Consider the following 17,220-nt stretch of genomic DNA (forward strand, 5'->3'; position numbering starts at 1 on the left):
GTGAATATTTCGAGCGAGGGCGTCAAGAAGCTCCTCGAGGGCCTCACCGGCATTCCCTTCCCCTCGGTCAACGAGCTCAAGGTCTGGGCGGTCGCCGACACCCTGGACCGCACCGGTGACGCGCTGTTCCAGCTCGAGCCGCAGCTCGGCCAGGTGGTGCGCTCCCTCGAGGGAGACATGCACGGCCAGACCGGCCGGGCGCTGCGCGCGCGGGTCGCCCCGTTCAGCACGGCTGACCCGCACATCCTGAAGTCCTCCGGGCAGAGCCTGAAACAGAGTGCCGCCTACCTGAAGGACATGGCCTCCGAGGTCGACTACCTCAAGCGCCTGATCCGCTGGATGATCATCTTCTTGATGATCCAGATCGCGATCGCCTTCGTCGAGATGCTCTACAACCCGCCGGCCGCGGCCGCCCGGATGGCGGCCGCCCAGGGCATCGCCCGGACCGCGGTGGTCAAGGGCGCGATGGGCGTGCTGCTGAAGATCGCCGGGGCCAGCTTCGCCTACGAGGTGGGCACCAACCTGCTGGCCCAGATCGAGCGGCTGGCCCTGGGAATCGCCCCGATCAACGAGAAGAAGCTGGCCGACTCGGCGATCGGCGCGGTCGGCAGCCTGGTGGCGATGGCCGGGATGATCCCGATCGCCAAGCGGCTGGGCGGGGTGATCAGCACCTACCTCAAGGGCACCGGGCTGAACTCGAGCCCGAACCTGATGGGCCTGACCGCCGGGGCGCTGACCGAGCTGCCGATCGGGATCACCACCGAGGTGGTCGCCGAAGTGGCGATGACCGGTATCACCACCGGGGTCTGGGCGGCCCCGACCTGGGGTTCGGTGACCTCGGCGCTGGCCGAGACGGCGGGTGAGGCCGGGGGTGGCCTGGCCGCGATCGGCGCGCTCACCGTGATGAACAAGAGCGAAGGGCTGAACAAGCCGGCCTGGATCAGCGCCATCACCGGTGGAAACAGTTCTGCCGGAAAGGGTTCCACGGCCAACTCGAGCTCGGGGGCGGCCGGCTCGTCCGGCACCGGCGAGTACTCCGACACCACGCCGCTGATCCCGAACGCGGCGGTTCCGGGCGAAGGCCCGAACAGCCAGCCGGACAACGGGTTTGACATCAACATCACCGGTGGCGGATCGACGGGTGGCGGCCCGACGATCAGTGGGTCGACGAGTGGCGGGCAGGTGACCGGTCCGCAGATCACGCCGATTTCCCGCACCAACACCGGGTCGAGCACCGGCACCGAATCCTCGTTCGGCGACGACGAAAGCATCTTCTCGGAAACGAGTTCCGGTGCCTCGACGCCGATCAGCCAGACCAATCCCACCGACCCGGCCACACTGGCCGCCTACGCGCAGAACCGTCTGGACCCGGCTTCGGGCAAGCCCACTTCGCCGGATGCTCCGAGGAGCGATTCGCTGCCGGCGGCCGACCGGAATCCGGATCAGCAGAACCCGAACAACGTTCCCGGCCGGCAGAATCCGGCCGACCGAACGGTGCCCGCCAACGACCTCGGTTCCTGGGCGGCGGAGCCCGACCCGGCTCGGCTGCCGGGTGCGAACACGCCGGCCGGTCTGGTGCCGGTGGGAGTGGAGACCGTTCCGGCCGGGGTGGTCACGTTCGACGGTCTGACCACGTCGAACGAAATGCGCAGCGGTCTGGAGGCTTACGTCCGCGAGGTGGCGCAGGAGAACAACCTCGCCGGGGCTGAGCTGGCGCAGCGAGTGGCGCCGATCAGCTCGTCGATCAACGACTACTCGGCCTGGTACGACCGGCAGGTGGCCGGTGAGGGGCTGAGCAGCTACGCCGCCACGCCGCTGGCCGACGCAGCCGCTGCTCGCGCCGAGCTCGCCCAGTTCGTCGTGGACCAGCAGGTCCAGATGGCAACCGGTGCCGGGCAGCGGATCTCGCTGAACGATCCGGTGGGCAACATCCAGCAGTTCCAGACGCTGCTGCACCCGACCGCGAGTTCGTTCGTGCCTGCACCGCCGGTCGGCGCGGCAGCGACGGTGGACACCGGCTGGGCCTCGCTCGGTGACTCGTGGGCGCCGGTGGCGCAGGCGGTTTCGCAGGGTGGGCACGGAACAACGGTTTTCGTCAACGTGCAGCCCGCTGGTCAGGCGCCGGTCAACCTGGCCGTGGTGAACTGGCGGGGTCAGCCCGTGGCGATGGATCTGCAGAGTCAGCAGGCCGTGCCGGTCAGTCAGCTCAGCGAGGTTCCGCCGCCCGGGTCGCAGGCCATTCTGCTGAGCAGTACTGGCGTGGTCACTGCGCTTCCGGGAACTGCTGCTGCGCCGAACGTTCCGGTGGTGCCGGGTGTGGCGCAGAGCGGGGTGCAGACCGGTCCGGCTGTACCGGCGGTGGCGCAGGGCGGTGCCCAGACAGGCGCCGACCGGACCGGGCCGGCGGTGCCGGGTGTGGCGCAGAGCGGTACCCGGACGGGAGCCGACCAGACCGGCCCGGTGGTGCCGGAAGTGGCGCAGGGCGGGACGCCGACCGAGGCCGGGCAGACCACTCCGACCGTGCCGCAGACTGGCGGGTTGACTCCGGAAGGCACGCCGGACACCGAACCGAGCAGCGCTGCCTCGGCCGAGACGGTCTCGCCGGCAACGGTTGCTGGGCAGACGGGTTCGCCCGTCCCGAATGCCGGCCAACCCGACTCGACGGCCGTGCAGCAGAACGCCACCCAGTCGAACACCGTCCAGCCGAACACGGCGCAGTCCGAAACCGTGCAGCCGAACGTTGCGCAGTCGGACCCGGCGCCGTCGGCAGCCCGCAGCACGCCGGTGGTGCTGCCGACCACTCCGGTCTGGATCGGTTCGCAGGGGCAGGGCAACTGGGTCCAGCTCGCGCCGGACCGCAGCAACGTGATCGGCTCGGACTCGGTGTCGCTGACCGAGGTCCTGCGCAGCGTCTCGCGCAGCGACAACCCGCTGAACTGGCCGACCTTCACCACTCAGGCCCTTCCGGCGGACAACCTCGCGGCCAGCCCGGCCCTGCAGCAGGCGGTCAGCACGGCGTTCGCCCCGGCCGCGGCTCAGTACGGGCTGAACCCGGCCACCGACCTCCCGGCCCACGGCGGCAGCTCGATCTATCCGCAGATCGCCACCTCGGTCTCCAGCTGGGCCCCGCTGGTCAACGAGGTCGGGTTCAACCAGCTGATCTCCGGCCCTCAGGCCCGGCCCGCCACACAGTCGCTGAGCCTGTCGTGGGCGCACGCGAACGACCTGAGCAACAACCAGGGTACCGCCGGTGCGGCCGGTTCGCCGTTGGCCCAGGCCGAGTCCCGGGTGGGGCAGCTCGCGCGGCAGAACACGGCGCTGGCTCAGTTCGTGGCCGGGCTGGACCCGAACACCTCACTGGGCGAGCAGCTGATCGCGCACCGGGACCAGCTGGGCTCGAGCTTCTACAGCGACTTCCTGCCCCAGCTCAGTGACTTCACCGGCAGCTATCTGGACATGATGGCGCAGCGGGCGGTCGTCGACCCCACGCTGCCCGCCGAGGCCCACGCCGACCTGGCCGGGCAGACCGACACCGACCAGCTCTTCCGGCGCTGGAACGACATGTCCACCGTGGCTTTCACCGGCGACGCGATGGACCGCGGGGTGCAGGTCATCGGGCTGGACGGCGACCAGGCCCGGGCCATCGACCAGGCGGTCCAGGCCGATCCGGACGACCTGCCGGCCACGGTGCACCATATCGACGGCAGCGGCGATCCCGATCAGATGCCCAGCCCGGTGGACCGTTCCGGCGAGTCCGACGGTGCGGATCGTCCGGAGCAGCCGGTGCAGACCACCGAGACCGGGCAGCCCGAAGTCCAGGAACCGGCCGGCCAGCCGGAGACGGATGCCGACGCGCGGTCCACCACACCCGAGACCCCGCCTCCGGTGACCGGTTCGACCGACGGGACCACCCCGTCCTCAAACACTTTCGCCCTGAGTTCGTTCTCCCAGGGTTTGACCGGTGCGCTGGCCGCCGCCGGGCTGAACCGGCCGGGGCGGAGGCGGGCCGACATTCAGCCGGTCGAGGGCCAGAACTTCGACCGCTGGTGGGACCAGCAGGTTTCCCAGGCCCAGCAGTTCCTGGAGAGCCAGCCGCTGGGGGAGAGTGGATCGTTCCGGGCGGATGCCGAGAGCATCGTCCGAGCGCTGCCCACCGACGGTGGCAGCAACCGGCTGGCTCAGGAAGTCGTGCCGGTGGTCACTTCGCTGCTGATGGCGAATGCTCCGGACCCGCTGAAGAACCCGGTCGGGTACAAGGAACTCGTGGTCGGCGTCCGGGCCGGCGGGCGGGACATCGTGCGCGGGCTGGGACTGCTCCAGGCCGGTCTGCCCGGTGGTAACCCGAACTACGCCGGCACGAGTTCCGCCCCCTCGCGCGGCGGCGTCTGGGTCGGGCCCCAGCAGATCACCCCGGACCAGCTCACCCCGCAGCAGGCCGCTGCCCTGAACGGTCTGCTGAACGACGGCCAGGTGCGGATTTTCGAGGACCGCGACGAGCTGGACGAGTTCCTCGCCGGGAACACCAGGCACCTGGGCAACCTGGCGGGCGAGCACAGCCCGGGTACCTGGGTCCGGTTCATGGCCGGCGAGACCAACGTGATCGGTGAGCGGCACGACCAGGTGACCCTGCCGGACATCCTGCGGGCGGTCTCGCGCAGCGACAACCCTGCGGACTGGCCGCCTTTCACCTACGAGTCGATCCCGGTGGACGATCTGTCCGGCAGCCCGGCGCTGCGGCAGATGGTCGGCGCGATGTACGCGCCGTTGGCCGCCGAGTTCGGGCTGAACTCGATCACCGATTTCCCCGACCACGGCGGCGAGTCGCTGTACCCACGTCTGGCCGAGTCGCTGTCCGGCTGGGGTCCGCTGTTCGCAGCGGGCGACCTGACCGGCCTGACCGTCGGGCCCTGGGCCGGCCGGGCCTCGGAATCGATCCGGCTGGCCCTGGCCCACGGCATCGACCTGCGCAGTGGGCAGGGCATCGCCGGCGGTGTGCCGACCCCGGCCGAACAGCGGGTTGGCCAGGTCGTGGCCGCCAGCGGTCTGTTGACGCAGTTCGCTTTCGGTCTGCCGCGGGGCGGCACGCTGGGGGCCGGGCTGACCGCGTTCCGCAACCAGCTGGGTGCCCGGTTCGACACCGAGTTCCGGCCTCAGATGAACGCTTTCGTCAGCTCCTACCTGGATCTGATGCACGAGCGGGCACTGAACGACCCGAGGCTCCCGGAGGACATGCGGGAGGATCTGGCCGGTCACACCGACCAGCAGATCCTGTTCCAGCACTGGCGTGACCTCTCGATGGCCGAGATCACCGGTGACGCGATCGGGCGGGGTGTGCCGTTCGTTGGGATGGGTCAGGACCACGCCCGATTCATCGACGAGGACTACGGTCACCTCGGCGCCTACGTGTACCAGATGGCCGGCGACGACCTGGCCCAGTTCGAGGCGGTCACCCAGGACCACCGCAACCAGCTGGGCCCGGCCGAGAACGCCGGCCCGTTCCCGGACTCCGGTTTCTGGACCGGGCACTTCGGCCCGGAACTGACCGGCGCGCTGCGGACCGCCGGGCTGGGCGACGGGCGCCTGCGCGATCCCTCCGGCCGCACCGACCAGGGCTTCCAATTCGACCACTGGTACCGGGACACCGAGCAGCGGGCGGCCGAGTTCCTGGCCTCCAGGCCGGATGCCGAGGTCACCCCGTTCCGGGTGCTGGCTACGCAGGTTGCCCGAACGATCCCGACCACCGCGCCGAACCAGGTTGCCGACCGGGTGCTTCCGGTCTTGACCGCGGTGATGATGGCGACGCCGCCGTCGGCGGAGCTGGCCGGGCGGCTGAGCTGGCTGGGCAGCGAGATCGCGCGTGGGCTGGGGATCCGCTCGGGCGGGCTGCCCGGTGGCAACCTGAGTTATGCCACCGGTCCGCTGCCGACGGCCGACTCCTTGATGGTTCCGGAACCCTCGGTGGCCAGCAATCTTTCGGACAGTCCGGTGGTTGCCGGGCTCAGCGACGTGGCCACCCTGCTCGACGACAGCCCGGAGACGTTCGAGGCGGCTCGCCGGGACTGGTTGCGGGACCGATCGGAGCAGGCCAACCAGATCCTCGGCGACCTGCCGCCGGCCCAGCGCGGCGAACTGCTCGACACAGCGAACGCGGTGGTCGGCCGGGCCAGCGGGTACCACTCCGGTCTGCGCACCAGCAACGACCCGGACGCCGGGCTGCTGCGCCAGCAGGTGGTGCCGATCGCGGCGGCGCTGCTGAGCGACGCCGGGCAGGTGGCCGACCGAGGGCTGGCCGGGCTGACCGCAGACACGGTCCAGACCGCCGAGGCGACCATCAGCGACCTGGTGAACAGCCTGGATCTGCAGCGCACACGTCAGCGCGGCGGTCTCACCGGTGGTGAGGTCGAGAGCGGCGTGATGCTGGGCAAGCGGGTCGAGAAGGGCGACACCCGGCCCTGGACCGCGGAGAAGGTCGGCGAGCTGCCCGGCACCGGGGTCACGTTCAAGCTGGACAAACGGCCGTTCGCGGTCGGCATCGACGGGGTGGTGTACCCGTCGCGGGCCACCGCGGCCGCTTACACCAATGCCGAGCCGACCGAGACCTACACCGGTTACATCATCGAGGCGGTCTACGGCCCGGCCGCCGGGGTCCGGCAGGAAGCCGGCCTGGCCCCGGACGTCTGGACCCAGCACGACAACACCAAGGCATCGCTGTCCTGGCTGAAGGAGGCCGGCCGGCAGGGGCTGACCCTGGAGCAGGCGCTGAAGCCAGCCGATCCGGAGCAGGTCTGGCGCTGGGCGGCGAACGAGCCGCCGTACCGGGCGGAGGCGACCGACGCGGTTGCCCAGGCCCTGGTCGACGGCACCGCCAAGGTCACCGACGGTTTCGGGACCGAGGCCCTGGAATACCCCGAGAACGCCTACCAGAACGACTTCTTCCCGCAGTTCAGCCAGGGCGTGCCGGGTGCCGGTATCAGCACCCTGCTGAACGACTTCGCGAACAACGCCGAGGGCAACGAGACCGCGGCCCGGGCCCGGGACCTGGTCACACTGGGCAACCGGTTCGCCGACGAGATCGTCGACCACTTCGTCGACGCTGTGGCCGGGCGGCAGGTCAGCCCGCAGGAGCGAGCCTGGCTGGGCAGCTTCGCCGAGAGCCGGCACCTGCACGGCGTGATGGTCACCGCCTACACCCACGCCGTGGCCACGGTCGAGACCATGCGCCCGGACAACGGGGACCGGATCGGCAAGAACGCCGTGCTGGCGCTGAACCGGCACGACCTGATCGACACCGTCGAGGGCCTGCCGCCGCTGGTCCGGCAGTGGGTCGGGGCGAACGCGGGCCGGCTGACCGATGCGGTGGGCCGGTTCGCCTTCCAGCAGGACCCGGCCTTCGTCAAGGACCTGCGCAATCACGGTGACGACTGGCTCAAGATCACCCAGCAGGACAAGGGCCGCAACTACAGCCCGCGCCGGCTGCTGGTCTCGGCGTTCACCGGCAACCGCGACCGTTCGGTCGCCAACACGACCGCGTTCGGCCTGATGACCAGCGTGAAGATCGAGTCCACGGCCCCCGGGCAACCGCTGCTGTACGTGTACGAGTCGCGCTTCAACGACGCGATGATCTTCTCCAAGATCGGCGAGCGGCCGACCCCGATGCAGGGCATCGACGAGATCGACCATCCGCTGACCCGGGTGCAGCAGGCCGGGCAGCACGCCTTCGACGTCGCCGAGCAGGCGCAGGCCCTGAGCGACCGGCACGGCGGGATCCGGGCCGCGGCCCGAGGACTGCCCGAGAGCCCGTCCCGGGCCCTGCCCGAGGACCTGCTGCAGGCGATCACCGACGAACTGTCCCGGGTGAACCCGCGCGGCGAGCCGGTCTCCCGGGAGCGGGCGCTGGCCGCCTACGAGCAGTGGCGGACCCAGGGCCGGGAGCTCCCGGGCACCTCGGACGCGCTGGCCCACGAGGTCGCCCAGGCCACCCGGTTCGGGCTGGGTGACCCCGAGAGCCTGCGCACCTGGCTGCAGGACATCGGCCCGGACCTGACTCAGGCGCTGGAGGCAGCTGGGCTGGGCAACGGCCAGCTGCGTGACGCCCAGGGCAAGACCGCCAAGGGCTTCCGGTTCGACAACTGGTTCGCCGATGCCGAGCGCCGGGCGAGCGAGTACCGGGCGCAGCGGCGCGGCGACGTGGCCCAGTACGAGCGGGCGGCCCAGCAGCTGGCCCACCGGATTCCGACCACCGCGCCCAACACGGTTGCCCGGCGGGTGGTCCCGGTGCTCACCGCGGTGATGATGGCCACCCCGCCCTCGGCCGACCTGGCCCGGGACATGACCTGGCTGGGCACCGAGATCGTGCGCGGTCTGGGCATCCGCTCGGGTGGTCTGGCCGGTGGGAACCCGAACTTCGCATCGTCCTCCCAGGCGCCTGCTCAGGACAACCAGTCGAGCCAGGACAACGGCTCGGGTCTGGAACGCCCGGCCCCCGCGCAGCACCGGCGGCCAGACGCAATTCCCCCGCGAGCCGTGCAGCGCGAGCTCAGCGAGACCTTCGGGATCCGCAACGAACCGCTCAATCGCTGGCAGCAGGCCTACGCCGCGCCGTTCCAGCGGCTGCGCGAGCTCGGCGCCACCGACCGGGCCGGGGCCGAGCAGCTGGCCCTGCGGGTCGGTGCCCGGCGCGAGAACCTGCTCAACGACGCCATTCTGGCCGCCCACTTCTACCCCGACGGCTTCGGCCTGGCCCAGCTCGGCGGGATGGAGCGGCTGCGCAACCTGGTGCCCGACCTGCGTTCGTCGCAGCCACCGGCCCCTGGCTACCGCGGTCAGGTGGACCCGCGCCGGCTCACCGATCTGGCCGAGTACCTCAGCCCCGGCGGGGACCGGACGCCCGAGCAGAAGGTGCGCGAGCTGGCCCTGGTGGCCGGCACCCAGGCCCGGACCACCGTGGAGTCCCTGCTGCAGGGACTGGTGGCGCAGCCGGAACGTCTTTCGCTGCAGCGCTCCTTCGAGTTCTCCCAGCTGCCGCTGCGGGTGGCCGAGGCCGAGCGGGCCCTGGCCCTGCTGCCGGACGGGCCGACCGCCGACGGGACGAACCGCCAGGTCCGGCGCCAGCAGTTGCAGGATGCCCTGGACCACGCCCGGGAGCTGACCGAGGCTCCGGCCAGCCCGCGCGGGCTGCAGCGTTCCCGCGAGGCGATCAGCGCGGTCGAGATCGAGCTGTCCGCGCTGTACCGGGACGCCTACACCGCGGTTCAGCGGCGCGTCCAGCAGAACGCCGACCAGCTGTCCCGGCAGGTGCAGGAGGTCTACGGCCCGCCCGGCACGCAGCACCGCACCGCGCCCGGCCCGTTCACCCAGACCCAGCTGAGCAGCCACCGGGAGCAGCTGCACCAGGTCCAGCAGGACCTGAACGACCTCACCACCCGGCTGGCCCACCAGGACGGCCCGGACTCTGCGCTGCTGGACCGGCTGAGCGTGCTCGACGAGCGCCTCGACAAGCTGGCCGACGACTACGCCACCACGCACTATCCGCAAGCGGACTCCGCTTCCCAGGACACCGCGTCCACCATTGGCGGGCTACCCGAGCACCCCCGTGGGCCGGCCGAGAACGCCAACGACACCGTGCCCAGGCCGGACCGGCGGCTGCCGGGCCGGGTGATCATCGACTCGCGGGCCGGAAAACGCCTTCCCTGGGGCGAGTTCGGCCACGTGGTCGAGGTCGGCGACGCCACGATGCGCTCGTTCGACGCGATCGCCGACCGGGCCGTGAACCGGCTCGGGGCGGGGGTGCCGGCTGCGGTGGTGGCCGCGATCCGGTCTGAGGTCCCGAAGCTGGCGCTGATCAACCAGACTCCGGAACCGGCCCAGGTGCGGGCCAACCAGCCGCTGGAAGACGGCTACCAGGACCAGGTCTCGTACTTCGCGCCGTCCCGGCGGCTGGCCGACCCGCGGGGCATCGACCTCGGCAACGGCTACCGGCTGCACCTCGACCTGGGAGCGCTGCACGAGCCAGGCAGTACCACGTACCACACCCCGCAGGAACGACAGCGGCTGCGGCTGGGGCAGCGCTCCACCCAGTCGATCGACATCAGCCAGTACCAGAACCCGGGCCTGTTCAAGGACGCCTACCAGGCCAAGTCCGGCAGCGTGAACATCGGGTTCGACTTCACCCTGCCGCAGACCGCCGGCTTCGGTTTCGGCGGGAAGGCCGGGGTGCGTGGCCAGAACCTGCTGGGCGAGTACGTCGGCGGGGTGCTGACCGCCGACCCGAACGCGGTGCACAACCAGTTCGCCTACTTCAGCACCACCGCCGACGGCGAGAACGGCAGCGGCTGGCGGCTGACCCGCACCGCGGCGGACGGCACCGTCCAGACCGTGGCCCGGGCGCCGGAGGAGGTGCTGCTGGCCTTCCCCGACCACGAGTCACCCGAGGTCGAGGCCGGCGCCGCGGACGGGGCAGACCCGAAGCCGGGTCCCGACCGGCTCGGCGAGCCGATCCGGCTCCCGGAGAACGCCAGTACCGCCCAGCGCGACGCCTTCCACGACGTCACCTGGCGGGTCTTCACCACGGACGAGTCGATCTCGGCGGACGACGCGGGCACCGGCCGGGCCGGCGACCCGGTGCAGCAGCTGAACGACCGTTTCACCGCGGCCGGTGAGGACTTCCGGCGCGAGGTTGACAACCTCTTCGACGACAGCTCGCTGTTCCGGCACCGGATGGACATCTTCGGCTCCGGGTACCTGACCCCGACGATCCCGACCGATGCCGAGGGCGGCTGGGCTGGTCTGCGGCTGACCGGCCGGGTGACCTCGGTGCAGCCGGTCGACTCCAGCACCGTTCCGCTGCAGCAGGACACCCGGCACCTGTTCTGGGGTGGCGAGACCCGGAGCGTCAGCAGCGCGCTGACCGGAAGCGCCCGGATGGGTGGGCACTTCCCGAAGATCCTGCCGGAGCGGCAGCCGGTCTCGATCGGGCTGGCGCCCTCGGGCGGCGGCCAGGTGATGCGCACCCGGGAGGAGAACGCCTCGATCGGGGCCGGGGACTGGCGTTTCCGCAACTTCGAGGCCGCCACCCGGACCTACCGGATGGACGTCGACCTGGTCACCGACGTGCGCACCGACGCCGCGGGGGCCCGGGAACCGATAACCACCAAGGTCACTCGTTACATCCGGCTCAGCGAGCAGGAGGCCGCGCGGTTCGAGGCGGAGCTGAAGGCCGTGCGGGACAGCACCGACGACGCCGGGGTGCGTCCCGGATCGCGACTGCCGCACGACGCGGGCGAGACCCGCGACCGCCAGCCACCGGCGTCCATCCTTTCCGGCAAGAGCCGGGGCCCGGCCGTGGTCGACGTACTGGGCAGCTACCACCAGGTGGCCAAGGACGTCACCGGGATGATCACCGACTCGGTGCGGGACCCGAAACTGCTCGGTTCCCAGGGGCTCTCCCGGCGGGACGCGCACAACCTCGAACGCTGGGCGATGCAGTACTTCTCGGCGAAGACGGCGCTGCCCTTCACCACCCAGCTGATCAGCCACCGGCAGGCCGGGGAGTACTACCTGGACGCTCCGGGCGGACGGCTGCGGGTCGAGGTCACGGTGGCCTCCCGTCAGGGGAAGACCTGGGTCGGCAACAAGACCGGCGCCGGCTCGATGGACCACTACCCGATCGCCTACGCCGACCTGTCGAACACCGACCGGCTGACCGGGGACCTGAACGGGACCTGGTCGGGCAGCGTGGGCACGACGCCGACGCCGGTCAGCGACACCGCGAACCCGAACAGCGGGATGAGCGAGGCCCCGGGCAGCACCGGCGTGACCGCCCGCGACCGGCTGCAGAACGAGAGCACGGCGCGGTCCGGTTCCTGGATCGCGGAGGGCTACCTGCAGGCGGGCGAGTTCCGCTCGTTCACCTTCCCGACCGGTTTCGAGCTGAACACCAAGGTCACCTTCGAACCGCGGCTGGCCTCGCTGGGGGAGGCCTCGGCCCTGACCGCCAAGCCGGTCCGGGCCGCGGTCCAGGCGCTGACCGGGGAGTCCGGGACGAGCCCGGCGGACACCGCGCAGCGGGCCTGGTACTCGGTCTCCGAGCACAAGGAGATCCCGGGCATCATCCGGTACCACGTGCCGGAGAACATGGCCCCGCCGACCACGGCGGACGGGCAGGACACCCCGAACCCGGACCTCGGCCGGGTGATCGAGGTGATCACGCCGACCATGGTGGACCGGGACGCCCCGGCCGTGCTGCCGCCCTTCGACCCGGCCGCGCTGACCGACGGCCCGGTGCCCGGCCGGCTCCGGCTGAAGCCGGACGACCTGGTGGTGGACCTGCTCGGGGTGCCCGAGATCGTGGCCGCCACCGAGCAGCTGCTGCGGGCCGGCGGCATCCCGGACGCGGACTTCGGCGCGATGCTGTCGACCTGGCTGAACCAGGACCAGCTGGCCTCCCGGCTGATCTTCAACCGCGACGTGGTCTCGGTGACCCGCTACCTGGCGCCGGGGGCGGTGAGCAACCGGCACGGCCGGGTGGTGATCACCGGCCGCCCGTACTCCGAGCAGAAGGAGGCCGGGCACGGGACGTTCCGCAAGAGCACGATGGTCGACTCCGAGCCGGCCCTGCTCAGCCGCGACCGGGACCGGCACACCGAGACGGTCGCGGCCGGCGCGGACCAGCTGGGCACCGCGGACGGCGGGGTGGCCCTGGGTGGGTCGCGGACCGCGAAGGACAACGAGCTCAGCCGGATCGAGGCGAACGAGGCGGTCGGCGGCAACTGGCGGGACGGGGCCCGCAAGGAGCACACCCCGGTGCGCTCGGCCATGGTCTGGGACATCCAGGTCGAGACCTGGGACGCCGACCCGCTCACCGAACGCGGGGCGCAGCACGGCGGGGCCCGGCTGGCGGTGCTCGGTGGGCTCTCGGTGCACCGGCCGGAGACCGGGCTGCCGCAGGAGCGGCCGGCCGAGATCCCGGCCGCGATCCAGCCTTCCGAGATGCCGCTGCTGTCCAGCACCCTGATGCAGGACCCGTCCTCGGCGCTGCCGGGCACTCACAACACCGTGCTGGAAAGTGCCCGCCGCGCACTGCTGAAGGTCGATCCGGGTCTGCTCGACGTCGAGTGGCACACCGGGAACCAGCCGGGCACCGGGACGATCCGGCGCACCGGGGTACCCGCCTCGCTGAGCACCATGCTGGACGACGCCGCGCTGCTCGGGCACCGCGACACGATCGCCGGGCCGGGCCTGTTCCTGCACCAGAGCCGGGGTGTGGCCGGTGGGGTCTCGGACGTCACGCTGCAGATCCGGGCCGAGGCCCTGCGCCCGGAGGAGATCGACCCGGCCTGGGTCGAGGCCGGGCTGATCGGCGAGGACGGCAGCTACCTCTACGACCGGACCGAGGACGCCGACCACTACCTGTACAAGCTCAACACCCAGCGGGACGCGGTCCGCGACACCCGGTTCGTCACCAGTTCCGCCTCGGTCACCGGCACCTACAGCGGCTTCGACCCGCTGAAAGGCACTACCGGCGGTAGCCTTTCCGGTGGCCTGAGTACCAACCCGTACCACGCCGACGTGCGCCACCGTGGCCGGATCCTGCGGATCCGGGACGTGGTGCACTTCGGCGGGCCGGTGCACAGCTACACCGGCATGTACAAGATCTCGGTCACCGCGCTGCGCAACTTCGACCCCTCGCGCCCGGCGCAGGTGCTGCCGGGCCTGGGCTCGCGGTCCTCGACCTCGCCCACCGAGTCCTCGTACGTGCCCGAGACGGTCTCGATCTCCGACCAGGTGCTGCGCGCCCCGGGCCACCTGCCGGGCCGTTCCGCGGTGGCGGTGGCCAGCACCGACGCCGGCGGCGCGCGGCTCGACGTCGACCAGATCCTGCAGCGTGAGGGTCTGACCGAGCTGCCGGTCTCGCGCTCGGAGGCGCGCGACCGGGCGGTGATCGCGGCCGGGGTGAGCAAGCCCGCCCTGCGCGAGCTGCACGACAGCACAGTGCGCAACCTGGACTCCGGCTCCGGCACGGTACGCGACCTGATGACCCGCACCGGCGTGCCCCGGGAGGCGTACGCGGGGCTGACCGGTTCGGCCCAGACCCTGGCGGCCTTCCACCTGACTCTGGACGACGGGCACGTGTTCCCGCCGCTGAACCGGGGGAACGGGGTGGTCACCGACGCGCGCGGCACGTTGGAGACCACGCACCGTTTCTACAACCCGGTGCCGCAGGAGTGGATGACCGCGGCGTCGCTGGCCGAGACCGTCGGGATGCGCGAGCAGGCCGACATCAAGCTGTTCGGCGACAACGGTGCGGGCAACCTGAGCGGCACGGTGAGCACCATTGCGGGCGGAAACCCGCTGGCTTCGTTCACCTTCGGCGCCGGGGCCGGGGGCGACTACGGCAAAGACGCGATCATGACCGTCAACGAGCGCATCCCGGTGGCGAACTCGCACCGCCGCACCGCGCCGTTCATGCGGGTCAACGCCGGTCTGCTGGCCCAGCAGCGGTTCGGGGCGATGCAGCAGAACCGGTTCGTCGCCTACTCCGGGGACGGCTCGGTCCAGACCTTCCGCCTCGACGGGGCGATGGAACTGCTGGTCGACAGCGAGGCGGTGATCGCCAAGCGGCTGCTGCACCGGGAGCTCGGCAACCCCACGGCGCACGGCCGCTACCTGCCGCTGCTGACCGACCAGGGGCCCGACCCGGCCTCGGCGGACGAGGCCGAGCGGCAGCAGTACCAGGCCGAGCAGGACCGGCTGCGGGCCGCCTACGGCCTGCCCAGCTACGGCGACTGGTACCCGCTGGACGGCTCGTTCCAGCCCTCCTCGAACGGGGGCCCGGGGCAGGTCCGGATGACCTCGTTCCGCAACGGCGCCGTGGTGCAGGAGAGCCTGAGCGCGGACCAGCTGGCCGACCGGGTGAACCGGATGGCCGACCGTTCCAGCGCCGGCCCGGACGGCCGGCCGCGGCCGATCATCCTGATGATGGGCGGGGTCACCCCGGAGTTCGCCCAGCGCCTGGCCGAGGCCACCGGCAGCGACGTGCTGGCCACCTCCGACTCCTGGCGGCAGAGCCGGGACGAGATCCGGGCGGTCCGGCGCGGGGCCACGGACACCGACGGCCAGCTGGTGCTGTATGCCAAGGAGCCCGGCCGCCGCCCGCAGTTCCTGGACGCGCCGGACCTGGAGACCGCGCTGACCCGGGAGGTTCCGTACTTCCTGCAGGGGGCCCGCCGGGAGGACCCGGTCGGCCTGATGGCGGTGCGCGAGCCGCTGTACCGCAACCCGCTGCCGGCCCAGGCCCAGCCGGACAACTCCGATGCGTTCACCATCGGTTCGGCCTCTGATTCCGAGAGCGGCTCGATCCGGGCCGGGCGGGCGAACCCGTCGCAGAGCGGCCCGCTGCAGACCATCAACGAGAACGACGCCACCCCGCAGGCCTTCGCCTACGACCCGCCGGCCGATCCGCGGGCCACCCCGGCCAACCAGCGCGACCAGCACAGCGTGGACGACACCACGGTCACCGCGTCCGAGAGCGCCCCGGTGCCGGCGGACGTCCTGCGGGGCTGGAAATCCCTGGCCCGCAGCCAGCGCGACCAGGCCGAGAACCAGCTGTGGCTGGCCCGGATCGAGGGTGGCGACAGCCAGATCACCGCGGCCGAGAACCGGCTGAAACTGCGTAACGCCAACTACCTCTCGGCGCTGAGCGAGGGCATTGCCAACGCCCGCCGGGGCCAGGGGTCGGAGTCGGTCGGCCCGGCCCTGGCCTACAGCCAGCTGCTCAGCGACTTCCTGGACCTGCGGGCGGCGGCCCTGCAGTCGATCATCGCGAACACCGCGCCCGGGCAGCGGGCCGACGTCTACCTCGGCAGCGGCTACACCCCGGCCGAGTTCACCAGCCTGCAGGAGCAGTTCGCCCAGCTGCCCACCGGCCGGCACGCCGACCTGTGGCTCTTCCACCCGGTCGAGGGCGGCGCTTCGCTGCGGGACTGGCTGGACCAGAACCTGGACCCGGACTTCTCCGAACTCGGGCTCGGCCCGGACCTGACCGGGCCGGACACCCGGCTGAGCGATCTGGCCGACGCGGCCGAGGACACCGGCCTGGGCGCCTGGGCCCGCGGGCAGGTGGCGCAGGACCTGGTGGCGCCGATGCGCGAGCGCCTCGACCGGGTCACCGAGGGCCGCGACATCCTGCAGCGCAGCTTCGACGAGCGTGACCGGATCGCCCCGCAGTTCCCCAGCACCACGCAGGTCGCGGCGGGCTGGCGCCGGGACTTCCACGGCGCAACCGCCGACTCCGCAGTGGCTTTCAGCCAGGAGCGGCTGGACCAGGCCGAGAAGCTGGTGCGGGACGGCAACGCGGCGAACCCGGACGTTCCCGCAGCCTCGCTGCAGCCCGGCCCGGACGGCACCCCGGTCCGGCTGGACGACCGCTGGCAGCTGCGCTCCGACCCGGAGGGTGGTCTGTTCCTGCAGACCTCCGGGGACGTTCAGCGGGTGCTGCCGGAAAGCCGGCCGCTGGCCGAGCAGATCGCCCGGATCACCGGGCAGCCGGTCACCGTGCTGACCGACCTGCGCGAGGGCCGGGGCGAGGGCTGGCTGCGGTTCGTCGAGGGTGAGCCGAGCCCGGAACTGGTCGATGCGCCGATCACCGCTCACCCGGTCCTGGACCGGACTAACCCGCTGCGGGTCGAGGGCTGGCAGCCGGATCCGGCCGCGCGCGGTTTCGTGAAGAACCCGGCGGGCCCCGAGATCGCCTACGTGAACCGGCGCGGGACGATGGAGATCCCGGACGGGTCGAAGGTCTCGGTGCGTCGTGACCTGGACGCCTTCGTGGCCGCGAATCGCGAGACGCTCGGGGAGAACACCCGGTTCCTGGTCAGCGGGCTGCCCACCTACTTCGCCCAGCAGCTGGCCCAGAAGCACGATCTGGCCTTCAGTTACAGCGCGGACCGGCTGACCCAGGCGCCCGGCGACCGGCCCCTGCTGAGCGTGGCCCCGGTGGCCGGTACCGACCTGCTGAACGGCTGGCTGCAGGTCACCCCGGTGCCCGGCGCCGCCCCGCAGGTCGGGGTGAGCGGCCGGTCGGCCTACCCGGACCTGTCCTGGGAGATCACGCTCAACCAGCCCACGCTGCCGGAACGCATCGTGGTGCGCGACAGCGAGGGCGCCGAGCACCTGCTGCACGTGCGCCGGATCCCGGCCGGTCTCGAGGTCTCCGAGTACGCC

Annotated in this window: 1 protein-coding gene (cut by a window edge); it reads left to right on the top strand. The window is 71.7% G+C overall.

Annotated elements, in window-relative coordinates; all coding sequences use genetic code 11:
- On the top strand, positions 1-17,220 hold the start of the coding sequence (locus tag LR394_RS05330; RefSeq protein WP_231439234.1) for a WXG100-like domain-containing protein. Its footprint extends 54,747 nt past the window's final position; only the first 17,220 of its 71,967 coding nucleotides appear in the window; it begins with the start codon at positions 1-3; the stop codon falls past the right edge of the window.

The organism is Kineosporia babensis (genome assembly GCF_021129305.1).
Taxonomy (GTDB): domain Bacteria; phylum Actinomycetota; class Actinomycetes; order Actinomycetales; family Kineosporiaceae; genus Kineosporia; species Kineosporia babensis.